This is a genomic window from Streptomyces sp. L-9-10 (assembly GCF_004151105.1).
Classification (GTDB): domain Bacteria; phylum Actinomycetota; class Actinomycetes; order Streptomycetales; family Streptomycetaceae; genus Streptomyces.
This window is the reverse complement of record NZ_PHRF01000052.1, coordinates 1-23,056: the sequence shown is the minus strand read 5'-3', so window position 1 is coordinate 23,056 and position 23,056 is coordinate 1. Positions and strand designations below refer to the sequence as shown.

Genomic DNA, 23,056 nt, shown 5'->3' with positions numbered 1-23,056 from the left:
TGGAAATACCTGTTCACGGCCACCCCGCCGAAGCTGGTAGGGTTTCCTTCGTCGCCAAGCACCACAGCGAAGCGCCCCCGTAGCTCAGGGGATAGAGCAACGGCCTCCGGAGCCGTGTGCGCAGGTTCGAATCCTGCCGGGGGCACAGAAGCAGGATCAGCGTGAAGCAGCCGCTGACCTGCGGAAGTGCCAGAATTGAGAGCCGGACCCAGTCCAACTGGGTCCGGCTTTTGCTTGTTGTCCGTCACCGACCGGCATGGGTAGGGCCGAAGCGTGGACTCGGACTCAGGGCTGCCGGGGCTCTCAGGGCTCGCGACGGCAGAACGCGAGCGCCACCTCCAGGGCCGGGACATCGGTTCACCACGCTCCTGATGTGAGTCGGGGTCGCCCGTCGGCCAGGTGCCTTTTCGGGCGACCTTTCGAGTGTGGAACTCGGCAGGCTTCGACCTCCCTGTGCGCATCCTGCGGATGGCGCCATATGGCACCGGACTCGCTTGCCGTGGCGCCATAATGGTGCCATAGCGGCGGCATGGATCGCCCTTCCTATGTCGGCCAACTCCGTCACGAACTCACGGCCACGGCGGACGGCTGCGAGGACTCGCCCCGGAGTTCGTCGTGACGGCGCCGCCCGACTCGGAGGTGCGGGAGCGCCGACGCGAAGCGGATCCGGACCCAGTGGTGCCACCTGTGATGCCGCTGGCGCCACTCGCGTCCGGAGGATGACGAACGGCCCCTGGGCCTTGGGGTCGGCCCCGAGAAGGGCGGGGCGGCGAGTACATCGACCGCGTACGCGCCCGGCATCATCCTGACGGCCGCCGACATGACCGACCCTGTCGATACGTCTGGGCGCGGTCCGTCTTCTGCCGCGCCGTCAAGCGGTGAGTCCCGCTGTCAACACGCCACTTCGCTCCAATGGAACGACAGGTCACGCCGGATCATGACAGATTCGCCGCGCGTGACAGTTCACCTCACCTGGCCGCATCGCGCAGTTCAGCGCACGTCACTCTCCACGGAGGACACCATGCAGCACGAACCGTCGACCCGACCCGAGGCCATGAAGACCGCGGAGGCAAGCGCACCCGAGGGGCTTCCCACGGGGCGTTCCGTCGGCTGCCCCTTCGACCCCCCGGCCGGACTGGCGCGACTGCGCGAGGCGAGTCCCCTCAGGACGATGACGTACCCCGACGGACACGTCGGCCGGCTCGCCACCGGCTACTCCACGGTCCGCGAGATCATGGCCGACCCGCGCTTCAGCTCGCGGTACGAGCTGATCCACTACCCGTTCCCCGGTGGGCCCGAGGGGCCGCTGCCGCCCGCCCCCGTCGGTGACATGATCGGCATGGACGCGCCCGGGCACACCCGCCTCCGGCGACTGCTCATGGGCAAGTTCACGGTCCGCCGGATGCGTCAACTCGCCGAGAGGGTCGAGCAGATCACCACGGAGCACCTGGACGCGCTGGAGCGCCAGGGGCCCGGTACGGACCTGGTCGCGGCGTTCGCCCAGCCCATTCCCGCGCTGGTGATCTGCGAGCTCCTCGGTGTGCCCTACGCCGACCACGAGCGCTTCCAGAACTACGCCCACACGCTGACGAACATGGACGTGAGTCCCGAGGAACGGCACGCCGCGATGGCCGGGCTCCAGGAGTACATGGCGGGGCTGGTCGCGGCCAAGCGCGCCGAACCCTCCGACGACCTGCTCGGCGACCTCTCCAGGGACTCGGACCTCACCGACGAGGAACTGGTGGGCGTGGGCGGCTTCCTGCTCGCCGCCGGACTCGACACCACGGCCAACATGATCGCCCACGGGACGTTCGCACTGCTGAGCAACCCGGCCCAGGCCGAGGCCCTGCGCTCGGACCCGGACCTCGCCGCCCAGGCGGTCGAGGAGCTGACGCGCTATCTGACCATCGCCCACACCACCGTGAGGTCCGCGCTGGAGGACGTCGAGCTGAACGGCCAGGTCATCAAGGCGGGGGAGAGCGTCACCATCTCGCTGGAGGCCGCCAACCGGGACCCCGAGCGGTTCCCCGAGCCGGACGTCCTCGACCTGCGTCGCAAGGCCACGGGACATCTGGGCTTCGGGCACGGCGTCCATCAGTGTCTGGGCCAGCAGCTGGCGCGCGTCGAGATGACGGTGGCCCTGCCCGCCCTGTTCACCCGGTTCCCCACGCTGCGGCTGGACGTTCCCGCCGGGGAGGTGCCGCTGCGGACCAACATGAACATCTACGGCGTGCACCGGCTGCCGGTCGCCTGGGACGTGGACTGACCCCCTTGACGTCGTGTCGATCGTCTCGGTCGACGAAGGGCCCTCACGCGCGCCCGTGATTTCCGGTGTTCCGGCCGGGCACGCTGCCGTGGCCGCCTTCCGGGTGAGGGGAGAACGTTTCGGCGACTGCCGTTCGAGCGGCGGACCGCTTGACGCGGGAACGGCTGGGCCATGCTGACGGCGCTTTGAACCGAACGAGAAAGGGATCACCTATGCGCCGTATCACCACCGCACTCCTCGGAGCCGTCGCACTGCTCGGGGTCGCGACCATCACCGCCCCGGCGGCCTCCGCCCACAGCACCGCCACCGCCCACAGCGCGGCCGGGGTCGCCAAGGGCGGCATCAATGATGACGGCCTCGGAGAGTTGGGCGACATCATCGGCGACCTCCTCGGCAGCTAGGGTCTTTCGTTTGGATCAGGCCGGATCAGGGAGCGGGGTCTGGTGGAGGGGGTCCCTCCCGTGCCGTTCAGGCTACGGGGGAGGATCGCAAGGCGGAGGAGGGAGCCATGGCGGAGCCCTGGCGACCGACGACAACGCGGCGAGGCGCGGCCCGCCGCGGCAGCGGCTGATGTCACCGCGGGCACGCGAGCCCGGCATGATCCAAACGAGAGGCCCTAGCCCGGCCCGGGCGACCAACGCCCGCCACCCGCGCGCCCGCCTGCCCGTACCCGCCTGTCGGCGAGTCGCGGGCGGCGGGCGTTTTCGCAGGTCAGGTGGGTGGCACTGATCTGCCACGGGAGTGCCACTCCACTGCCACAGCCACCGTCCAGCATGAAGTCATCGGCACAACGGCGACGTGGGCGGCAGGAGGGCAAGTGAACAGTGATGGCTGGTACTTCATCGCGCTTCCGGACTGTGCGGGAGGCGAGCGGGTGGCCCGGCGGGTTGGTTCGGATGCTCAGCTGATCTGCCGTCACGCGTCGGGTCGGCCGCTGCTGCTGGCTCGCGGGCCGGCGCGGCAGCGGGTGGTGGTGGAGGGAGGGGCCGTACGGGTCGCCGTCATCGGGGGATCCTCCGCCACGGAGGAGGGGCTGCGGGGGCAGCTGGGGCGGCCGGGGGGTGTCCGGCTGCTGGAAGAGCTCGGGCATTCCCTGGCCGGCAGCTTCCATCTGGTGGCCGCCGATGGCGAGCGGCTCCGGTTGCAGGGGTCCGCGAGCGGGTTGCGGCGCGTGTTCCACGCGGTGATCGACGGGGTGCGCGTGGTGTCCGACCGGGCGGATGTCCTGGCCGGGCTCGGCGGATTCGCCCTCGATGACACCGCGCTGGCGATCAGGCTCTTGCGGGTGCTGCCGCATCCACTGGCCGAGGAGCCGATGTGGCGGGAGGTCGAGGCCGTAGCGCCCGGGTCGGCGCTGCTCGTCGAGGACGGTGGGCGGCGGGTACGTACGGTCGTCTGGTGGCGAAGGCCCGCACCCGAGCTGTCCAGGCGGGAGGGCGCCGAGCGGTTGCGGGGGGCGCTCGAAGCCGCTGTCGACGTCAGGACCAGTGCCGGCGGGACGGTGCACTGTGATCTGTCCGGCGGTCTGGACTCGACGCCGCTGTGCCGTCTCGCGGCGAGGGGGCCGGCCGAGATCGTCGCGACGACGATGTACAACGACGACCCGGGCGGCCTGGAGGATCTGATCTGGGCGCGTCGCGCCCTGCCGAGCATGCCGAACGTCCGGCATGACGTGGGCCGTCTCGATGACATGCCGCAGTTCTTCGAGGGCATCGGCGATGTCGTGGAGCGGCTGGACGAGCCGTCGCAGGCCTATCTGACCGCGCCCCGCGTCCGCTACAGCGTCGAGGCGGCGATGGCGCGGGGTGCGACGACCTACGTCAACGGTCTGGGCGGCGACCATCTGCTGCACGGCCTGCCGGTGTGGGACCACGCGCTGTTCCGCCGCCGCCCGTTGACGGCCCTGCGGCGCGTCAGGACCACCAGGATGCTCGACGACCGTCCGCTGATTCCCGTACTGCGCGAACTGCTGGACTCCGAGAGCTATCGCGCGTGGCTACGGCGGACCGTACGGGAGGCCCGGCGCGTCCGCGAGGTGAAATCGGATCTGCGGATGGAGTGGGACCAGCCCGTCGCGCTGCCGCGCTGGCTGAGCCGGGACGCCGCGGCGGCGCTGCTGGCCAGGCTGGGAGAGCTGGCCGCGTCGGCCGAACCGCTCGGCGCCGACCGGGCGCTCCACGCCGAGCTGGCCATGGTGCGGGACGGCAGCAGGATCATCCGTGGCACGCAGCAGTACGCGGCCACTCTCGGAATGCCCTTCGAGGCCCCGTTCTTCGACGACCGCGTGGTGGAGGCGTGTTTCGCCGTACGTCACGAGGAACGCGACTCCCCTATGGAATTCAAGCCGCTGATCAAAGCGGCCATGCGCGGACTGCTGCCCGATGAATTCCTGCGGCGCGGCTCGAAGATGGGCGGAAGTGTCCAAGCGGCACGCGGGCTGCGGGACCACTGGCCCACCCTTCTCGAACTCTGCGAGCAGTCGCCGCTGACCACACGCGGCGTCATCGACTTCGACGCACTCGCCACCGGTGAGTCGCCACAGCACATGGGGACGCGGGACGCGTTCCTCGACGCCACCGTCAATTGCGCGGTGTTCGCCAGGAATCAGCCGGCGGGCGACCGCCGCCATGACAGGGAGGAGCCGGTTCATGGGCCTGCGGCTGCATGACCATGTCTCCACGACCGAGACCGAATACGGACTGGTCGTACTCGACGAACGCACCGGCCGTTACTGGCAGCTCAGCTCCTCCGCGGGGCTCGTGCTCTCCACCCTCGCGCGGGGCGCCTCGGTCGACGAGGCGGTCACCGCGCTCACCGACCGGTACGACGTCGACGAGGCGCGAGCGCGGAGGGACATCGACACCCTGCTGGTCTCGCTGCGTTCCGCCGGGCTGGTGAAGCGATGAGCATCCCCATACTGCCGGCCGACGCGGTGACGGTGTCCTTCCGGCAGCGGCTGGTCACCCGTGCGGTGGTCGGTGTGGCCCGGGTCCTCGCCCGTCGGCAGCCCCGGCACATCAGGGCCGTACTCCTACGGGTACGACGGGGAGCGCGTCCGGCGACGGTGGCTGAGGCCGGACTCGCACGCGACACCGTCCTCACGGTCAGCCCGCGCTGCTGCGGTGCCCGCGCCTGTCTCGTGCGGTCGATCGCCACGGCCCTGCTGTGCCGTACCCGCTCGGTCTGGCCGACCTGGTGCGTGGGCGTGCTCAAAGCGCCCCCCTTCGCCGCGCACGCCTGGGTGGAGGCGGAGGGCCGCATGGTCGACGAGGCCACGGAAGCCGGTTACTACACCCGGCTCATCACCATCGAGGCTTCTGGCGAACTGCCCTCGCCAGGAAAGGAATACGGAATGCGGAGAGGAGGTGACAACGATGGAGAAGGAGAGCTACGAGGCTCCCGTCGTGATGGAGCTCGGCTCGTTCGGCGAGGAGACCGGGGTTTTCGGTATCCGTAACGGGGACGAGATCACCTGGTTCTTCGACACCTGGCAGTAATCGCCCCCGGCGTGTCCGGAAAACGGGGAGGGGAGGTGACCACCATGGACAAGGAAATGTACGAGGCTCCCGCGCTCATCGAGCTCGGGGAATTCACCGAGGAGACGGGCTTCTTCCGTAACGGAGCGAACGAGGCCTACTTCTTCTTCCAGAACCAGAACGACTGATCACCAGTCGTCGGGTCAACGGATCACCAGGTGCGGCGAGCGGTCGCGCGAGCGTCCCCGCCGCGCCTGGTGGCGACAGAGAGACGGGTTGGGGGGACAGATGCGCGAGAGTGACCGACTGCTGGCCGGAACGGTGAGGCGGGACAAGGGACTGTTCGCCGCGGTGGCGGCGCTGCACCTGTTCCAGAGCGTCGCCGGTCTGCTGCTGCCGCTCGCGCTGTCCGGCGCGATCGATGTGGTTCTCGGGCAGACCGGTGACAGCGTCCCGTTCCTGCTGGTGTGCTCCCTGCTGGTGACGATGACGGTCGCCGAGATCGCCGGTCAGATCACCGAGGCCAGGATGCGGGCCGCGGCCACCGCACGGCTCCGGCATGACACGTTCTCCAGAATCTTCCGCATCGGCCTGTCCGCCCGAAGCCGGTTCACGCCCGGGGACCTGTTGAGCCGCTCGCTGGAGAGCACCGCCGAAGCCGGCGGCGCGGGGCTGAATTTTCTCAACGCGGCCTTCGCCGCGCTGACCGCCTTCGGCGGGCTGGTCGCGCTGTTCCTCATCGACTGGCGGCTGGTCCTCGTCTTCGTCCTCGGTGTTCCCGCCGTCTGGCTGCTCGCCCGGATGCTCATCCGCAGGACCACCACGCTCACCGGCGAGTACCAGCGAGCACACGGGGAGCTGTCCGACCGCTTCGTCGACGCCGTCGGCGGAGCCCGCACCATCCGCGCGTCGGCCACCCTCGACCGGGAGGTGGAGCGCGTGCTCCGCCCGCTGCCCCGGCTGCGAGCCGCCGGAACCGGCTTCTGGGAGGCACAGCGCCGAGCGGGCTGGTATCTGTCGCTGCTCGCGCCCGGCCTGCAGATCGGCGTGCTGGCGACGGCGGGATACGGGGTGGTGGCCGGACGGCTGACTCCCGGCCAGATGCTGGCGGCACAGCTCTACTTGACGTATGCGATGCGGCTGCTGTCGCAGGTCGGCATCTTCGCCGAACTGGGCAGGGCGCGAGGTTCGGCCGAGCGGCTTCAGGAGGTGTTCGCCGCGCCACTGCCCCGCCAGGGGGACCGGCACCTGCCGCCGGGGGAGGGGGCCCTCACGTTGCGCGACATCACCGTACGGGCCGACGGCCGGCGCGTACTCGACCGGCTGACGCTCGACATCCCCGCCGGCTCCACCATGGCGGTGGTCGGCGCCTCGGGGTCGGGCAAGACGACGCTGGCGCTCGTCGCCGGGGCGGCGCTGCCACCCGACGGGGGAGAAGTACGACTGGACGGCGCCGACCTCGCCGAGACCGACCGGGGCGAGGTGCGCGACGCCATCGCGTACGCCTTCGAGCGCCCCCACCCACTGGGCGACACCGTGGCCGATCTGATCGGGTACGGCGACCGTCCGGTGACCGCGACCGCCGTACGGGAAGCGGCGCGTGCGGCCCACGCCGACGGCTTCATCAGCCGGCTTCCCCGCGCCTATCGGACACCCGTCGCCGAACTCCGGCTGTCGGGAGGGGAATCGCAGCGGCTCGGGCTGGCGCGCGCGGTCTGCCGGCGAGCCAGGGTCGTGATCTTCGACGACGCGATGTCCAGCGTGGACACGGCGACCGAGAACGAGATCGGCCGGGCCATGGACGAGTCGTTGCGCGGCACCACCCGCATCGTGGTGGCCCATCGGATCACCACCGCCGCCGGCGCCGATCTGGTCGCCTGGCTGGAGCGGGGCCGTGTGCGCGCGGTCGGCCCGCACCGGACGCTGCTGGCAGACCCCGCCTACCGGGCTGTCTTCGGCGCAGGCCGGGACCGACCAGCTCCGGACCGACCAGTTCCGGACGGACACGGCCCGGACAGAGACGGCCCGGACAGAGACGGCTTGGACCGCGAGGAGCCGGACCGCGAGGGGCCGGACCGCGAGGTGTCAGACCGCGAGGAGTCAGACAGAGACCGGCCGGACCGGGCGGGGCCGGACGCGGCAGGGCTCGACGCGTCAGGGCTGGACCGCGCGGGCGGTGTGGCACGCGACCCGGTTGAGGGCCCGGCACACGGCCCGGCACAGGGCCCGGCTCGTGCCAACGGCCGAGAGCGTTCGGGGGCGGTGTGATGGCGTCGGAGACCATGCGGCTCGTACGACCCGTTCTGCGTGCCCATTGCCGCGATCTCGGCGCGCTCGCCGCCTGGTCGCTTGTCGAGACCCTGCCGGTGCTGCTCTCCGGGACCCTGGTGGCGGCGGCCCTCGACCACGGCTTCCTGGACGGCCGCGTCCCGCACGGGCTGCTGCTCCTGCTCGCGTATGGCGTCACGATGGTGATCGGGACGCTCGGGACCAGACAGGCCATGCCGCACACGGCGGCCATGGTGGAATCGCTGCGCGACGCGCTCATCGGCAAGGTGGTCCGTGCCGGACTGCACCGCGCCGTCTATCCGGAGAGCGGCGCCGGACACTCCGGCGGATCGACCACCGATGTCTCGACCGTCGCCCGGCTCACCCGGCAGGTGGAGACGGTCCGTCAGATCTCCGGCGGGCTGCTGCTCTCCCTGCGCGGGGTCGTGCTGGCCATGGTGGCGGCCATGATCGGCCTGTGCGCGCTGGATCCGCTGCTCGCGCTGATCACGGGCGGGGCGGTGCTCACGGCGGCCGCGTTGACGGCTCTGCTCTCCCGGGTGCTCAGGCGACGCCATGTCGCCCTGCTCCGGGCGCAGGAGGAGCTGGCGCGACGGGCGGGTCCTCAACTGACCGGGATCCGGGACGTCGTGACGTGCGGCGCCTGGAAGACGGCGGGGCGGACGGTGGGTGCGGGGGTGGACGCCGAAGCAGCGGCGGCCGTGGCCAGTGCCCGCGCGGGCGCGGGGCGCATCGCCGTGGTCGCGGTGGGCACCCGGCTGCCGTTCGCGATCATCCTGCTCTCCTCGCCGTGGCTCGTCTCGTCGGCCGTACTGACACCCGGCGCGCTGGTCGGCGCCATGGTCTATTTGCTCCAGGGAATCGAGCCGGCGCTGCGTGCCATGGTGCAGACGGTGTCGAACATGGGGCTCCAGCTCTCCGTCACCCTGCACAGGCTCACCGACTTCATCGACGTCCCGCCCCGCCCGCCGTCCGGGACCGCCCCGCTCACAGGGGCGGGCGCGGGAGCCGGCGGCGGCACGGCCACCGACATCGCGCTGCGGGATGTCCTCTTCGCCTACGGGCCACACGCCGAACCGCTCTTCTCCCGTCTCAGCCTCGATATCCCCTACGGCTCGCATCTGGCGATCGTCGGGCCGAGCGGTATCGGCAAGTCCACCCTGGCCTGTCTGGCCGGCGGCCTGGAGCGGGCGCGGTGCGGGGTGGTGACGGTCGGCGGGATACCGGTGCCGGAGCTGGCCGAGGACGAACTGCGCCGACGGGTCGCCGTCGTACCGCAGGAGTCGTACGTCTTCGCCGGCACACTCCGCGAGAACCTCGCCCTCCTGCGCCCCGATGTGCCGGAGAGCGAGCTGGACGCGGCGGCCGTGGCGCTGGGCCTGGGCGAGACCGTGCGCAGGCTGGGCGGTTACGACGCGGCGATCGGCTCACCCGGCTTGCTCTCCCAGGGGGAGCGTCAACTCATCACGCTGGCCCGGGTGTACGTCAGTGAGGCGCGCGTCGTGATCCTGGACGAGGCGACCTGCCATCTGGACCGGACGGGAGAGGAACGGGTCGAGGACGCGTTCATAGCGCGGCCCGGCACGCTGATCGTGGTGGCCCACCGCATCACCTCGGCCCTGCGCGCCGAGCGGATCGCCGTCGTCGGGCAGGACTCACTGACCGTGGGGAGCCATGACGAACTCCTGCGGAAGTCGGCCGAGTACGCCGAGCTGATCGGCTACTGGTCGTCCGCCGGAGAGAGCGCGGAGCCTGCTGGGGAGAGTGCGGAGCCCGCCGGAGAGGTTGCGGAGGCCGTCACCTCCCGACCACGCCCGCTCGTCTGAAGCGAGTGCCCGTACGTGAAGCCTTGAAGCGAGCGCCCGCACCCGGAGCTTCGGCACGGGCGCGGCGGAGTCCGTACGTGCGGTGGCCCCGTTGACGCGGGTTCTCGTGTGTGAAGCGGTCGCGTGTGAGGCGTCGCTCAGGTGACGGGACGTGAGAGGCCATCCGGGGTGGCTATCCCATGGGGCCACATCCATGCGGATATGGCCACTATGCGCCATGTGGGTCGAATGACCGTCACACCCTCTGGATCGCAAACGGTAAATTTCGTTGTGTCCTGGATGGCGGTGCCGCTGACCCCGGCCCGGCCGTCAGGCAGACGACGTGCGGCCGGCGGCACACGCCGGGTGCACACACAAGGGGGAATACCGAGTGCACAGGATCGATGTGCGCCTGCTCGGCGCATTTGAAGTGACCCACGGGGCCGCACGACTCACCGTATCGGCCGGGCGGCAGCAGACGCTGCTGGCCGCACTGGCACTGCACCACGGGCAGATCGTGCCGGTGGACGACATCGCCGAATGCCTCTGGGGGATCGACCCCCCGGCATCGGCGCGCACAACCATCCGCAGCTACATCAAACGCTTGCGCCGTGTGCTGGACGAGGCTCGCGGCACCGAAGGGTCCGTCATCGAGGCGCAGCGGGGCGGATACCGGCTGAGCCGTGAGCTGGTCTCCGTGGACACCACCGAATTCCGCGAACGGACCGAACGCGCCGCGGCGGTGGCCGTCACGGCGGGCCCGGACGCCGAGGCCGCGGCGCTCGACAGCGCCCTCGCCCTCTGGCGCGGCCCGGCCCTCTCTGGGATCCATGGCCCCTCGCTGCACCGCGACGTTCTCCCCTCCCTGGAGGAGGCGAGGCTCAGGGCCGTACACCGCAGGATCGCCATCGGACTGGAGCTGGAGGACCCGGGCGACCATATTCCGCTGCTGCGGCGGACGCTGGCCCTGGACCCGCTTCAGGAACGGTTCTGGGCTCAGCTGATGCTCGCGCTCTACCGGACAGGGCGGTCGGCCGAGGCGCTGCGCGAATACGAGCGGTGCCGTCGCCTGCTGGGCGATCGGCTCGGTGTCGACCCCGGCCCCGAACTGCGCGAACTGCACCAGCAGATGCTGGTCGCGAGCCCCGGTCTCACCGCGTCGACGGGCCGGGCCCGCGCCAGGACCCGTGTCCCGGTCGGAATGCGGGCGGGCGGGCCGAGCCGGTACGTGCCACGCCAGCTTCCGGCGGGCGACGTCCCGTTCACCGGCCGGACGGACGAGCTCGCCATGATCGACGGGCAGTTGCCCGATATGCGGCGCGACGTACCGGGCTGCGCGGGCAACGTACTGCTGCTGGACGGTCCCGCCGGAGTCGGCAAGACGGCCCTCGCGATCCACTGGGCCAACGGACGGCAGGAGCGCTATCCCGGTGGCCAGATCTATCTGGATCTCGAAGGGTTCAGCACCCGTGACCCGCTGAGCCCGGCGGATGCCCTGCGCGCCCTGCTGATCGGCCTCGGGGTGGCCGACGACGAGGTGCCCAGCAGCGTCGGTGAGCGCAGTGCGCTGTTGCGCAGCGAACTGGCCGGCCGCCGCACGCTGCTGCTCCTGGACAATGTGATGTGCCCCGAGCAGATCAGACCACTGCTGCCGGGACCGGCGGGCACCGCGCTGGTCACGAGCCGCAATCAGCTGCGGGGCCTGGTCGTCAGGAACGGCGCCCGGCGTCTGACGCTCGCGCCGTTCGACCACGAGCGGTCGGCCGATCTGCTGAACCGGCTGCTGGGCGGCCGGCGCCTGGCGGAACGCGCCGCGCTGGACGAACTCGCCGCGCTCTGCGGCGGTCTGCCGCTCGCCCTGCGCATCCTCGCCGAGCGGGCCGCGCGCCAGCCGGAGGTCAGCCTGCGGCGGTTGGTGACGGACATCCGCGGCGAGGAGCCGCTCAACGCGTTCCGGCTGAGCGAGGACGGCACCGACCTGGACACCGTGCTCTCCTGGTCGCTCAAGGGGCTGACCGAAGCGGCGGCCCGGCTGTACGGAGTGCTCGCGGCGGGCGCGAGCGCGTGGACCTTCGCGGGCATGGCCCCGGGCGCGGAGAAGGGGAAGGGGATCGGGCCGGCGGACGCGGCGGCGCTGCTGGGCGTCTCCCGGGAGGAAGCGGTATGCCTGCTCGATGAACTCGTACAGGTTCATCTGGTGGAGAGGCACGGATCGGATCGGTTCGGACTGACGGCGGCCTGTTTGACCCGCGTCCCGCGGGTGCTGGCCGGCGCGTTGTCCGTACCGGCCCTGCCCGTCTCCGTCCCGGGTTCTGTTTCCGTACCCGGTCCTGTCCCTGTGCCTGTTCCCGTCGCTGTGTCCGTGCCCTGACGCGGTGTCCGCGGTCCTGCGGACGGTCCCGCGCGCACCCCTGCCCACCCCCATGAGGCAGGTGTGCGCGCGACCAACGGGACCGCTTCCCCCCACCGCGCGGAAGCGTCAGCACAGTGACCAAAGAAACGCTATCGCTGGAGCCCTTCGGCGTGTGACGGTCAATCGACCGACAAACCGACGAGGCACGGCGACAGGTGGGGCACCGAGTGGCACATGAGCCGGACGATCCTCAGGCCCCGCCCGAACCCGCCGGAAGAACCGGGCCTGCCGGGCGCGCGGGGCCCGCGGAGCGGGAGTTCGTGCGGTTCGCGTACCGCTACGCGTACCGGATCCGGCTGGTGGTGGTCTGCTCCTGCGCGGTTCTGGCCGTACCGGCGATGCCCGCCGACCGTATGGCCATCGCCTCGGTCATCTCCTGTGTCGTGCTCGGCTGGAGCGTTCTGCACTACCGGCTGGGGATGGCGGGGACCCGCCCCGGGCCACTGCTCGCCGCCGACATGGCGGTGCTGACCGGCCTCTGCCTCACCCAGGAACTGACGATTCCGGACAGCCAGTCCATGTACGGCAGCACCTGGCTGCTGGTGGTGGTCAGCATCGTGGCGGTCGGGTACCAGATGATGTACCCGGCGGGACTCGCGCTGGCGATGGCGCTGCTGCTCTCCGTCGTGGATCTGGCCGGTGCCATGCTCGACCGCCCCGACGGCTGGGACTACGCGGTGCCCAATGTCAGCTGGCTGCTGGTGCAGAGCCTGCTCGCCCAGGGGCTCTACCGGCTGGTGCTGCGCGCGAGCAGAGCCGCCGACGCCGTCGGTACGCAGGCGGCCGCCGCCCGGCGCCGGCACGAAGTGGCGCAGGCGCAGCACTCGGCGGAGCGCGAGCATCTGGCGACCCTGCACGACACCGCGTGCGCCACGATGCTGATGGTCTCGGCCCACGGTCAGTCCCTCCGGCCGGAAATACTGCGCACCCAGGCGGCCAAGGACCTGCGGCGCCTGGCGTCGGAACGGGCGACATCCGGTGAGACGGATGTCGCACAGGAACTGTTCGCGGAGACCGGCGACCACCGGCTCGTCGTACGCGCCGAGTTCGACGGCTCACTCGGTCTGATCTGGCGGCCGGCCGTCGAGGCGCTGCGCGGCAGCCTCGGCGAGGCGCTGCGGAACGTCGCGCGCCACGCGGGCGTCAACTCCGCGACCGTGACCGCGCGCCGGGAGGGTGACACCGTCACGGTCGTCGTCAGCGACGACGGAACCGGATTCGATGTGACGCGGGTGCCGCCGCACTGCCAGGGGCTGGCCCGCTCGGTCGTCGAGCGCATGGCCGCCGTCGGGGGCAGGGCGACGGTCGACTCGCGGCCGGGCCACGGCACCGCCGTACGGCTGGAGTGGCCGCATGTCTGACGACCATCGGCCTTGCGGTCCGCCCGTGCCCGGTCCACCGGCGCCCGGTGCGCACCCACCGGGGACGGATTCGCACCCGCCGGGGACGGATCGGCGACCGCTCGACACGCGACCGCTCGATGCGCGACCGCCCGACTCACGGCCGCTCTGCTCGGGGCCGCCCGATCCGCGGCCGTCCGACCCCCTCGACGGCGAACCACCGCCGTCCGATCCGCTGACGGACCGGATCGCCGCCGGCATGCTCGGCGCGCTGCGGCTGGCAGGGCTCGGCATTCTCTCCGCGGTCCACTTCGGACTGGCGCTCCCCGCCCTGCTGTCCAACCTCGACGGCTACCGGCACCCCTGGGTGCAGCTCATCGCGTTCGGCCTGCTGACGCTCATCATCGTGGTCGACGCGCTCCTCGGAATGGCCGGCCGGCGCCGCCCCCGCCGCTGGGTCGCGGCCGGGCTGCTGTGCTCGCTCGCGGCGGCCGTCGTCGCCACCAGCCAGCTCCCCGGCGATCACTTCCTCGCCACCCCGCACTGGACGTTTCTGGAGATCGGCTGGTTCGGCGTCCTGCTGCTGTTCGACGCGGGTCTGAACGCGACGCTGCTCTTCGTCGCGCTCCATGTCGTCGTGACGCTCGGACAGCTGCTGCTCGCCGGGATCCCGTCCCGGCAGGCCGCGGCCGGTATGGCCGTCAGCGCCCTCGCCATCTGCGCGTTCCAGATCGCCGCCGCGGTGATGGCCAGGCTGCTGCGGGGGTGCGCGACCGCGGCCGGTGCCACGGCACGGGAGCAGGAGCGGGTACGTACCGAGGCGGCGGTCTCCGCCCAGGTCCACGCCGACCAGCGGTCGCGCTACCGCGATCTCGGCCGCTCGGTACTGCCGCTGCTGACCGGGCTGGCCGACGGAACGCTCGACCCCGGGGACGAGCGGGTACGCCGCCGCTGCGCCTTCGAGGCCGCCCGGATGCGACGTCTCTTCGCGGAACGGGACCACGCGTCGGACCCGCTGCTCCATGAACTACGGGCGGGTATCGGGGTGGCCGAACGCCACGGAGTGGATGTGCAGCTCGCCGTACGGGGCGCGTCCGCTCCGGTGCCCCGGCATCTTCGCCGCGCGCTGACCGAGCCCGTACTCGCCGCGCTCGCGACCGCCGAACGCAGCGCGCGGGCGACCGTCGTGCGCGGCGGCGGGCAGGTACGGGTCAGTGTGGTGACGGACGCGCCCGAGACGGACATCCCGGAACCGACCGAGCGGGGTATCCGCGTACGTACGGTGCACAGCGAGGGCCGGCTCCTCGTCGAGGCGTCGTACACGCTGCTCGCGGCGCTGCCGTCCCCGCCGTCCCCGCCGTCCCCGTCCGGCGACGTACACGTCCCGGAGAACCGGAACGCTCAGAGTTCGTCCAGCGAGGTCAGCCCGTCCTGAATGGCCCTCGCGACCAGATTCGCCTTGGTCGTCGCGGGCCGCCCCGCGTTCGCGTACTTGATCCGTACCCGCTCCAGATACGTGTTCACCGTACGGACGGAGATCCCGAGGCTCTCCCCGACCATCGCCTTCGACTCCGACTGGAACCACTCCAGCAGCACCTCCACCTCGCGCGGGGTCAGCGCGGGGCGGCCCTTTCTGGCATCGCTGCCGAAAGCACCGGCGAGAGCGGGCGGTGTGTAGGGCCGGCAGTCGGCGGCGGCCAGGGTGGCCGCCATGAGATGCCGCTCGCCCTCGGCCTTCGTCAGATAGGTGAACGCGCCCAGATCCAGACAGGTCAGCGCCGTTTCCTGGCTTTCCTGCATGGTGTAGACGATCACCTGGCGCTCCTGCGCGACCAGTTGCCTCAGCTCGGGGTACGCGGGCACCCCGTGGGAGAGCTGGAGATCGAGCACCACCACATCGGCCGCCCGGCCGGGGCCGTGCATCGCGACGGAGAGATCCGGGCCCTTGGCCGTGACGGTGATCGGCCGTTCCGACGCGGCGTACCAGGATTCGATCCCCGCGAGCACCACGGGATGGTCGTCGATCAGCGCCACGCTCACGGACTCGCTTTCCGGCATGCCCGTCATCCTCCCCCCAACCGGCGACGCGCCGCCATACCCCGCCGTGCCCGCTAGGCCGTGTCCGCAAAGTATCGCCGTCCGCCCGCAGGGCGGGGTTCGCGGCGTCCGGTGCGTGCGATCGCGAGGCGGCGGATCGTCCTCGTACTGGACGTACTTGGACGACTCCGACAACGCGGCGAGCGTGCGTGCCGGGCGTCGCGAACCAGGCGAGACTTTGCGGACACGGCCTACGCCCCGCCCCCGCCGGGTGGACGGGCAACGCGGGCCTGCTGCCCGCCGAGGGCTTCGTCGTCCTGCTCCCGCGCCGCCCGTGGCGCACCCCTCCCCGGGCGTCAGAGGATCCCTCCCCGGGCCTCAGCGCACCGGAGCCCCCGGGCCCAGGGGGATCCCGAGCAGCCACCAGACGAAGAACAGCGTCGTCCAGGCGACCAGCATCGCCATCGCCACCGGGAGCGTGCAGGAGACGAGCGTGCCGATGCCCGCGCTCTTCTTGCGGGTCTGGAGGAAACCGACCGTCAGCATGAAGGTGGTGCTCATCGGCGTGATCGAGTTCGTACAGGAGTCGGCTATCCGGTAGAGCGCCATCGTCGTCGCCGGATTGATGTGCAGCAGCATCAGCATTGGCACCAGGACCGGCGCGACCAGGGCCCACAGCGCCTGGCCGCTGGTGATGAGCAGGTTCATACACGCGACGGCGACGATGAGGACCGCGAAGAGGACGAGGGTCGGCGCGCCCAGGCCGCGGATGGCGTCCGCGCCCGTCACCGCGACCCAGGTCCCGATGTTCGTCCACTTGAAGAGCGCCACGAACTGCGAGACCGCGAAGAAGATCACCAGCAGCGGCGCGATGGAGCGCAGCCCGTCCGCCATGAAGGCCGGCACGTCGTGGTTGGAGACGATCGCGCGGGTGAGCCTGCCGTACAGCACCCCGATGACGAGGAAGAACAGCGCGAGGAAGATCGCGATGTTGTCGAAGAGCGGGGATTCGATGATCCCGCCGTCCTCGGCCCGCAGCGGCGAGCCGCCGGGGACCGTGGCGAGGGCGACCAGGACCCAGTAGCCCAGCGCGGCCCAGCCCGTCAGCCGCAGCGCACGGATCTCGCGGGGGCCGGGTGCCGGGCGGGCGGTGTCGTCCGTCGCGGCCTCGGGGCTGTGCCGCGGCGTCCCGGTGGCGTGAGGCCGCGCCTCGGGAGTGTCGGGCAGCGCCTCGGGCTCGTCGGGCAGCAGGGTGTGCTCGCGCCGGGCCAGCACCCGTTCGACCACGAAGGTGATGACGAAGGCGAGGACGAGCGCCGACACGGTCGTGAAGTACATGTTGTCCGTCGGACGCACGACCGCGTGCGGCGAGACCGTCTGCGCCGCCTCGGTCGCCATCGCCGCGAACGCCGCGTCGCCCGGCGCGATCAGCGGGTTGGCGTCGCCGGCCGCGTTGATGGAGACGAAGGCCACGATCATGCCGAGGAGCGGGGAGCGGCCCACCGTCCGGAAGGCGATCGCGCCGAGCGGTATCAGGATGATGTACGCCGAGTCGGAGAGGAACTTCGACAGCGCGCCCGCGAGCGCCACGGCCAGCACCACGTACTTGCCGGGCACCCGGGCCAGGGACTTGCGCGCCAGCGTCTCGAAGAAGCCCGCGCGCTCGGCGACGGCGACGCCCAGCATGACGATGGTGACGGTCCCGAGCGGACCGAAGGTCACGAAGTTCTCCTCGATCATCGAGAGGAACTCGCGAGACCCCGGCACGGAGAGCACCGTCTGTACGGCGACCCGCTTGCCGGTCCCGGGGTCGGTGACCTGGAGCCCGCCCGACGCCATCGCCCAACTCGCCACCGCCGTGACCGCGAAGAGGATCCAGAAGAGCCAGAAGGGGTGCGGCAACCGGTTTCCGGTGCGCTCGATCACGCCCAGGAATCTGATGAGTCTCGGCGGTACGGGGTCGACGGCTGTGGTGTCCACGGCTGCCATGGGTCCCTCCTTCTGCGGTGCGACTGCTGTGGACGGACGCCTCGTCGGCGGGGCGGCCGAGCCGGTGACGGTCTGTGGTGCGGTGACCTTACGAGCAGCCGGGAGAAGTCTGACCAGGGTTACCTGGGGCGCGGTAATCGGGGCCCGGCGGGACCGCCAGGGCCGCAGTCTCGGCGTAGACCGCCGCGCCTCACGCGGCGGTGTCCGGTCACGCGGCGCCCTTCGGCGCCCGTGGCTCACCTCGCACCACGGGAGTCCTCTTGTCCGCTGCCGCCCCCACGCCGCAGTCCCCGCTGTCTCCAGAGCCCGCGCAGTCCCCGCTGTCTCCACAGCCCGCACCGTCCGCACGCTCGGCTCCCTCCGCACGCTCGGCCCCCTCCGCGCGCTCCGCACCGTCCGCGCGATCGCTCGCCTCGGAGATCTCCGCGCTGCGCCCGCGCATGGAGCGCGTCAGCCGCGCGATCCACGCCAGACCGGAGCTGAAGTTCGAAGAGGTCCACGCCCAGGAGGTGCTGACCGGCTGGCTGGCCGAGTCCGGCTTCACGGTGACGGCCGGGGCCGGCGGGATCGGTACGGCGTTCGTGGCGGTCCATGAGGGGAGCGCGCCAGGACCGTACGTCGCCGTGCTCGCCGAGTACGACGCCCTGCCCGGCATCGGCCACGGCTGCGGCCACAACCTGATCGCGGCGGGCGGCGCGGCGGCCGCGATCGCCGCCGTACGCGCGCTGCCCGGCCACCCCGGGACCATCGCCGTGATCGGTACCCCGGGCGAGGAGATGGGCGGCGCGGGGAAGATCAAGCTGGCCGACGCGGGGGTCTTCGACGGGGTGGACGCGGCCGTGATGTTCCACCCGGCGGACCGCTCCCTGACCACCCGGCACGGCCTGGCCGCGGCGCATCTGCGGGTCGCTTTCAGCGGCGTCGGCGCGCACGCCGCCAAGTCCCCGTGGGAGGGCAGGAGCGCGCTGGCGGGCGCGCAGCTCTTCCTCAACGCGCTCGACGCCATGCGGCAGTTCATGCCGCCTACCGCGCGGATCCACGGGATCATCACGGACGGCGGCCAGGCCCCGAATGTGGTCCCGGCCCATGCCGCGGTGGATCTGTATGTGCGGGACCGGACGGCGGAGTCCGCCGAGGCGCTGGTCGCCCGGGTCCGCAAGGCGGCGCACGGGGTGGCCCTGGCCACCGAGACCGAGGCCGAGGTGTCCGAGACCGGCCCGATGTACGCCGACCGCCGGAACAACACCGTGCTCGCCGAACGCTTCGGCGAGACGGTACGGGCGCTCGGCCTGGACATCGTGCCGGGAGATCCGGCCACCCCCGCGGGCTCCTCCGACATCGGCAACCTCTCGCAGCTGCTGCCGGTCATCCATCCGTACGTCCAGATCGCCGAGACGGGCACGCCGAGCCACTCGGAGGCGATGCGCGAGGCCGCGGCGACGGCACACGCGCACGACCGTACGGCGATCGCGGCGACGGGACTCGCCCGGGTGGTGTGCGACCTCGTCGGCGACCCGGCGTTCCTGGCGGCGGCGCGGGCGGAGTTCGCGGGCGCGTCCGGGGGAGCGTGCGGGGGGCCCGTCCGTACGTAAACTCCCCGTATGTCGGTCGTCATCGTCCTGGAGGGGGCCGGACCCGGCTCCTTCACGGTGGCGGTGTCCCCGCTCGCGGAACTCTCCGCCTGTCTGCACGCGCTGACCGAGTCCGCCCACCACCCGGAGCTGCGGGACTGGGGGCGCGCGGTCACCGCGAACGCGTCGGCGGAACTGCGGGCCGGGCTGCGCCGGTTCTCGCCGCTCTGGTCGGCGCTGCGCTGGCGCGGTTTCTATCCGGGGCTCGACGGTATGAGACCCGCGGGCCCCGGCTCCGCCCCCGCCTCCGCCCCCGGCTCCGCCCCCGGCGCTGGTCAGGGCCCTGGGCCCGCCCCCGGCTCCGGGCCCGGCGCGGGTCAGGGCTCCGCCCTGGAGGAGCAGTTCCGTACCGTCGCGCACCTGCCGATCGGCCGGTTCGCCGAACTGACCGCCTTCGCCTGCGTCAACGGCTACACCCGCTTCGACTTCTCCCGGCTGCTGCGCTCCGCCGACCAGCGGGCGGCGCTCGAACACGCCGCCGCCGCGCTGTCCGCCGGACGGCGGGAGTTCGCCGCGCAACTGCTGCGCGACCCCGAGGCCTGCCGCGCCGATCTGCTCGCCTTCCTCGACCGCTGCCGGTCGGAGTTCTTCGCGGAGGTGTGGGCGGGGGCCGAGCCCGAACTCACCCGCTCCGCGCTCGCGGTACGCGGACGCCTGACGCCGGGCGCGGGACGGGCCGGCGGCAGCGGAAACAGCCGCCCCCCAAGCGCCACCCACACCACCCGCACCACTCATCCCAATCGCACCACCGAGGACCTGGCCGAAGCCCTCGCCTCGCTCAGCCCCGACTCCTCCCGCCTCGGCGCCCCGCCGCGCGTCGTCTTCGACAAGCTGCACCACTCGGTGATCACCCCGGCCCGCACCCCGGTCGTCCTCGTACCCACCCGCTACAACGCGCCGCATCTGGTGGTCAAGAACGAGCCCGGCCTGCCGCCCGTACTGCACTACCCCGTGGACGCCCCCGAGGTCGGCGTCACGCTCGCCCGCAGCCGGATGCTCGCGCTGACCGACCCGCACCGGGTCCGGCTGTGCCGATTGATCGCCAGGGAGCCGATGACCACCCTGGACCTGGCGGCGAGACTCTCCATGACCCAGCCCCAGGTCTCCCGCCATCTGCGGGCGCTGCGCGATCTCGGCCTGGTCGGAGCGGAGCGCAGCGGCCGGTTCGTGCACTACCGTCTCGATCTCGCGGCGGTCGAACGCATCGGCCAGGACGTCGTGAGAGCGCTCCAGCACTGAGACCGAGGAGGCAGCCGGATGGACGGTACGGACCCCACGGACCCCACGGACCCCACGGACCGTACGCACCGCCGGCCGATGGATCTCACGGCGTACGAGGAACGGACCAGGAGCGGCCCCTGCTTCGTCTGCGCGTTCCTCGCGGGGGACCCCGCGTTCCGGCACGAGACGGTGTACGAGGACGAGGACCACGTGGCCTTCCTCGACCGCTACCCGACCCTGCCGGGAAAGCTCCTGGTCGCGCCGAAGGCCCACGTCGAACAGGTCGTCGGCGACCTGGACGAGACCGCGTACATCCGGCTGATGCTGTTCGTACGGACGGTCGCGCTGGCGATGGAGGACGTCCTGGCGCCCGAGCGCACGTATCTGCTCTCACTGGGGAGCGGGCAGGGCAACGCGCATCTGCACTGGCACATCGCCGGGCTGCCGCCGGGGGTGCCGTACGAGCGGCAGCAGTACCACGCGCTCATGGCCGAGAACGGCGTACTGACCGCGTCCCCCGAGCAGAACGCGGCCCTGGCCGAGCGGTTGCGCCACGCGGTGCGGGAAAGGCTGGGGCATGGACCTCGATGATCTCCGGCGCCGCGCCCCGCGCACGAACCGGCCGGTCGCTCAGCGGGCCCGGCCGTCCGCCCCCGCCCCCACTACCGCTTCCGCACTACCGCTTCCGCCCCGGCTACACCGCGTCGTTCGGACGGGACATCCGGAGCGCCAGCTCCCGCAGCAGATCCTCCGAGGTGATGTCCGTACGGCCGCTGTCGTGGACCTCGGCCAGTTGCGCGAAGACATACGTGAACGCGCCGATCAGCTGCATCATCGGCGGCAGCGCCGCCGCGGTCACCGCGTGCGCCGCTTCGAGCGGGGTGGACTCCGGTGAGACCGTGAAGGAGGGGAAGACCTCGGCGAGCAGCGATCCGATCTGCCCCTCGCCCGAGCCCCGCTCGGGCGAGGAGCCCTCCGCGCCGGTGCCCCCGCCCGCCTGCCCGCCCGCCTGCCCGTCCGTCTCCCCGCCCGCGTCCCGGTTGGCGGTCCGGATCCACTCCGCGGACTGCGTGAGAATGCCGATGGCCCTGAGAACGACTTCGCTCTGCTCCATACCCCGAGCCTATGGGGGCGCACCGCGGTCCGTGGCCGGTCCACGGCTCTTCATGGCGCGGTCAAGACGAGGTCAAGGCGCGGGCGCCCGCTCGGGCGCCGTGCTCGCGTCGCCCGCGCGAGGTGGAAGTGGGCAAAACCCGGACGCGACACCGGGTTCGGACCTACCCTCAAGTGGTGTCGGGCGAGTCCGGCCGGGTGCTTGTTGTCGATGACAACAGGGTCATCAGGCAGTTGATCAGGGTCAATCTCGAACTAGAGGGGTTCGAGGTCGTGACCGCGGCCGATGGTGCCGAGTGCCTGGAAGTGGTCCACGACGTGATGCCCGACGCCATCACCCTCGATGTGGTGATGCCGCGGCTCGACGGTGTCCGTACCGCCCAGCGGCTGCGCGCCGACCCCCGCACCCGCGATCTGCCGGTCGCGATCATCAGCGCCTGTACGCAGTACGAGGTGGAGTCCGGCATAGCCGCCGGAGTGGACGCCTTCCTCGCCAAGCCCTTCGAGCCGGCCGAGCTGGTCCGGCTCGTACGGCGGCTGACGCACCGGGAGGGCCCGCCGCCGCTGGACGGCAGACACGGTGCCGGGCGGGCCGGAAGCGCCCGCGGCTGACCGCATCGCGAAACCGGTTCGCGAAGAGGCCCCCCTCCTCCCATACGCTTGTCCCGTGACCCCCGCCGAGCTCTCCCGAACCGTACGGCGCGCCGTGTGCCGCGCGGTCGAGGACGACGCCCTTCCCGGGCCCGTGCCCGAACGGGTCACGGTCGAACGGCCCCGGCCCGGCGGCCGGGGGGACTACGCCAGCAACATCGCGCTGAAGCTCGCGGGCCCGGCCGGGCGCCCGCCCCGGGAGATCGCCGAGATCGTACGCGCGAACATCCTGCGCTCCGCGACCACCTCCGCGACCACCTCCGGGGCCGGTTCCGCGACCGACGCGGCTCCCGGCACCAGCACCAGCCCCGGCATCGACCGCATCGAGATCACCGGCCCCGGCTTCCTGAACTTCACCCTGGCCCGCGACACCCGCGCCGAACTGGTCCGTACGATCCTGCGCGCGGGACCGCGCTACGGGCACGGCGACGCGCTCGCCGGTACGACCGTGGCCTTCGCCGCCTCCGACGAGCCCCGGGCCGCCCTCTGGACCGACACGGTCGTGGGGCTGCTCCGCAGCCAGGGCGCGCGGGCGGAGGTCGTGCCCGGAGCGGACGGAGTGGACGGCACCGACGGGGCGGACGGGGCGTACGAGAGGCCGCGCCCGCTTCCCGCCCCCGCGGGCGACGACCTCTTCGCCCGGCTGGGCCCCGACGCGGCCCGCTGGGGGCTGCTGCGGCCCGCCGCCCACGACCGCCCGTACACCGGTTCCGAGTTGCTGGTACAGCGCGAGAGCAACCCCCTCTTCCGGGTGCGGTACGCGTACGCCCGTACGCGCGCCCTCGCACGCAACGCGGCGGAACTCGGCATCACCCCCGACCCGGC

Annotated in this window: 19 protein-coding genes, 1 tRNA gene and 1 pseudogene; 18 read left to right on the top strand and 3 right to left on the bottom strand. The window is 71.9% G+C overall.

The features are described from left to right. Nucleotides 1–73: 73 nt before the first annotated feature. The 13 genes and pseudogenes from CU044_RS14530 (at nucleotide 74) to CU044_RS14475 (ending at nucleotide 15,024) form a co-directional block, all read left to right on the top strand. Nucleotides 74–145 (top strand) — tRNA-Arg (locus tag CU044_RS14530). A gap of 909 nt (nucleotides 146–1,054) precedes the next feature. Beyond that, on the top strand, nucleotides 1,055–2,266 hold the full coding sequence (locus tag CU044_RS14525) for a cytochrome P450 (RefSeq protein ID WP_240045602.1): 1,212 nt from the start codon (nucleotides 1,055–1,057) through the stop codon (nucleotides 2,264–2,266). A 212-nt stretch (nucleotides 2,267–2,478) separates the two neighbouring features. After that, nucleotides 2,479–2,667 carry a hypothetical protein gene (locus CU044_RS14520; protein WP_129768995.1) on the top strand — a complete coding sequence of 63 codons (189 nt, stop codon included), beginning with the start codon at nucleotides 2,479–2,481 and terminating at the stop codon, nucleotides 2,665–2,667. 416 nt (nucleotides 2,668–3,083) lie between these two features. Further along, nucleotides 3,084–4,934 carry an asparagine synthase-related protein gene (locus tag CU044_RS14515; protein ID WP_129768994.1) on the top strand — a complete coding sequence of 617 codons (1,851 nt, stop codon included), beginning with the start codon at nucleotides 3,084–3,086 and terminating at the stop codon, nucleotides 4,932–4,934. Then, complete coding sequence (locus CU044_RS14510; RefSeq protein ID WP_129768993.1) at nucleotides 4,915–5,172, top strand: lasso peptide biosynthesis PqqD family chaperone; 258 nt, start codon at nucleotides 4,915–4,917, stop codon at nucleotides 5,170–5,172. The genes CU044_RS14515 and CU044_RS14510 overlap by 20 nt, the downstream gene beginning before the upstream one ends. Next, nucleotides 5,169–5,561: pseudogene (locus tag CU044_RS39540) on the top strand (lasso peptide biosynthesis B2 protein); the annotation flags it as partial. The gene CU044_RS14510 and the pseudogene CU044_RS39540, both read left to right, overlap by 4 nt. A 79-nt stretch (nucleotides 5,562–5,640) precedes the next feature. After that, a complete protein-coding gene (locus tag CU044_RS39535) occupies nucleotides 5,641–5,763 on the top strand; it encodes a lasso RiPP family leader peptide-containing protein (protein ID WP_240045603.1) in 123 nt (40 codons plus the stop codon). A 44-nt stretch (nucleotides 5,764–5,807) separates the two neighbouring features. Beyond that, nucleotides 5,808–5,930 (top strand): keywimysin-related RiPP, encoded by a 123-nt coding sequence (locus tag CU044_RS14500; RefSeq protein WP_129768991.1) that lies wholly within the window; start codon nucleotides 5,808–5,810, stop codon nucleotides 5,928–5,930. Between the two features lie 100 nt (nucleotides 5,931–6,030). Continuing rightward, complete coding sequence (locus tag CU044_RS14495; protein WP_129768990.1) at nucleotides 6,031–8,010, top strand: ABC transporter ATP-binding protein; 1,980 nt, start codon at nucleotides 6,031–6,033, stop codon at nucleotides 8,008–8,010. Further along, complete coding sequence (locus CU044_RS14490; RefSeq protein WP_129768989.1) at nucleotides 8,010–9,857, top strand: ABC transporter ATP-binding protein; 1,848 nt, start codon at nucleotides 8,010–8,012, stop codon at nucleotides 9,855–9,857. Before CU044_RS14495 ends, CU044_RS14490 begins: the two co-directional genes overlap by 1 nt. 370 nt (nucleotides 9,858–10,227) lie before the next feature. Beyond that, nucleotides 10,228–12,207: an AfsR/SARP family transcriptional regulator gene (locus CU044_RS14485; RefSeq protein ID WP_165371894.1), complete on the top strand. Its 1,980-nt coding sequence runs from the start codon at nucleotides 10,228–10,230 to the stop codon at nucleotides 12,205–12,207. A gap of 209 nt (nucleotides 12,208–12,416) precedes the next feature. Then, the gene (locus CU044_RS14480) at nucleotides 12,417–13,610 is read left to right on the top strand and encodes an ATP-binding protein (RefSeq protein ID WP_129768987.1); all 1,194 of its coding nucleotides are present in this window, start codon (nucleotides 12,417–12,419) and stop codon (nucleotides 13,608–13,610) included. 238 nt (nucleotides 13,611–13,848) lie between these two features. After that, the gene (locus CU044_RS14475; RefSeq protein WP_129768986.1) at nucleotides 13,849–15,024 is read left to right on the top strand and encodes a hypothetical protein; all 1,176 of its coding nucleotides are present in this window, start codon (nucleotides 13,849–13,851) and stop codon (nucleotides 15,022–15,024) included. On the opposite strand, the gene CU044_RS14470 is transcribed toward CU044_RS14475, so the two are convergent. Together CU044_RS14470 and CU044_RS14460 are read right to left on the bottom strand one after the other, a co-directional pair. Then, nucleotides 14,991–15,647, bottom strand: a complete 657-nt coding sequence (locus tag CU044_RS14470; protein WP_165371893.1) for a response regulator transcription factor — start codon at nucleotides 15,645–15,647, stop codon at nucleotides 14,991–14,993. The two genes, CU044_RS14475 and CU044_RS14470, sit on opposite strands and share 34 nt — an antisense overlap. Before the next feature lie 357 nt (nucleotides 15,648–16,004). Beyond that, complete coding sequence (locus CU044_RS14460; protein WP_129768985.1) at nucleotides 16,005–17,615, bottom strand: AbgT family transporter; 1,611 nt, start codon at nucleotides 17,613–17,615, stop codon at nucleotides 16,005–16,007. Nucleotides 17,616–17,875: 260 nt separating this feature from the next. Here CU044_RS14460 and CU044_RS14455 point away from each other — a divergent pair, with 260 nt between their 5' ends. Genes CU044_RS14455 through CU044_RS14445 form a run of 3 tightly spaced genes read left to right on the top strand, consistent with a single transcriptional unit; the run spans nucleotide 17,876 to nucleotide 21,058 of the window. Continuing rightward, nucleotides 17,876–19,207 (top strand): M20 family metallopeptidase, encoded by a 1,332-nt coding sequence (locus tag CU044_RS14455; RefSeq protein WP_240045601.1) that lies wholly within the window; start codon nucleotides 17,876–17,878, stop codon nucleotides 19,205–19,207. A gap of 9 nt (nucleotides 19,208–19,216) precedes the next feature. After that, the gene (locus CU044_RS14450; RefSeq protein WP_129768984.1) at nucleotides 19,217–20,485 is read left to right on the top strand and encodes a DUF5937 family protein; all 1,269 of its coding nucleotides are present in this window, start codon (nucleotides 19,217–19,219) and stop codon (nucleotides 20,483–20,485) included. Nucleotides 20,486–20,503: 18 nt separating this feature from the next. Further along, nucleotides 20,504–21,058 carry an HIT family protein gene (locus CU044_RS14445; RefSeq protein ID WP_240045600.1) on the top strand — a complete coding sequence of 185 codons (555 nt, stop codon included), beginning with the start codon at nucleotides 20,504–20,506 and terminating at the stop codon, nucleotides 21,056–21,058. Nucleotides 21,059–21,161: 103 nt separating this feature from the next. Here the strand turns inward: CU044_RS14445 and CU044_RS14440 are convergent, their stop codons facing one another. Beyond that, nucleotides 21,162–21,581, bottom strand: a complete 420-nt coding sequence (locus CU044_RS14440; RefSeq protein ID WP_129768983.1) for a hypothetical protein — start codon at nucleotides 21,579–21,581, stop codon at nucleotides 21,162–21,164. A 128-nt stretch (nucleotides 21,582–21,709) separates the two neighbouring features. On the opposite strand from CU044_RS14440, the gene CU044_RS14435 reads away from it, so the two are divergent. Further along, the gene (locus CU044_RS14435) at nucleotides 21,710–22,192 is read left to right on the top strand and encodes a response regulator (RefSeq protein WP_240045598.1); all 483 of its coding nucleotides are present in this window, start codon (nucleotides 21,710–21,712) and stop codon (nucleotides 22,190–22,192) included. A 55-nt stretch (nucleotides 22,193–22,247) separates the two neighbouring features. Beyond that, on the top strand, nucleotides 22,248–23,056 hold an 809-nt coding region (locus CU044_RS14430; RefSeq protein WP_129768981.1), incomplete at its 3' end, for a hypothetical protein.

Coding starts and splice junctions, on each gene's coding strand:
- CU044_RS14475 (WP_129768986.1), top strand. CDS start 13,849: ATGCTCGGCGCGCTGCGGCTGGCAGGGCTCGGCATTCTCTCCGCGGTC.
- CU044_RS14525 (WP_240045602.1), top strand. CDS start 1,055: ATGAAGACCGCGGAGGCAAGCGCACCCGAGGGGCTTCCCACGGGGCGT.
- CU044_RS14510 (WP_129768993.1), top strand. CDS start 4,915: ATGGGCCTGCGGCTGCATGACCATGTCTCCACGACCGAGACCGAATAC.
- CU044_RS14450 (WP_129768984.1), top strand. CDS start 19,217: ATGTCGGTCGTCATCGTCCTGGAGGGGGCCGGACCCGGCTCCTTCACG.
- CU044_RS14500 (WP_129768991.1), top strand. CDS start 5,808: ATGGACAAGGAAATGTACGAGGCTCCCGCGCTCATCGAGCTCGGGGAA.
- CU044_RS39535 (WP_240045603.1), top strand. CDS start 5,641: ATGGAGAAGGAGAGCTACGAGGCTCCCGTCGTGATGGAGCTCGGCTCG.
- CU044_RS14460 (WP_129768985.1), bottom strand. CDS start 17,615: ATGGCAGCCGTGGACACCACAGCCGTCGACCCCGTACCGCCGAGACTC.
- CU044_RS14490 (WP_129768989.1), top strand. CDS start 8,010: ATGGCGTCGGAGACCATGCGGCTCGTACGACCCGTTCTGCGTGCCCAT.
- CU044_RS14440 (WP_129768983.1), bottom strand. CDS start 21,581: ATGGAGCAGAGCGAAGTCGTTCTCAGGGCCATCGGCATTCTCACGCAG.
- CU044_RS14445 (WP_240045600.1), top strand. CDS start 20,504: ATGGACGGTACGGACCCCACGGACCCCACGGACCCCACGGACCGTACG.
- CU044_RS14495 (WP_129768990.1), top strand. CDS start 6,031: ATGCGCGAGAGTGACCGACTGCTGGCCGGAACGGTGAGGCGGGACAAG.
- CU044_RS14520 (WP_129768995.1), top strand. CDS start 2,479: ATGCGCCGTATCACCACCGCACTCCTCGGAGCCGTCGCACTGCTCGGG.
- CU044_RS14470 (WP_165371893.1), bottom strand. CDS start 15,647: ATGCCGGAAAGCGAGTCCGTGAGCGTGGCGCTGATCGACGACCATCCC.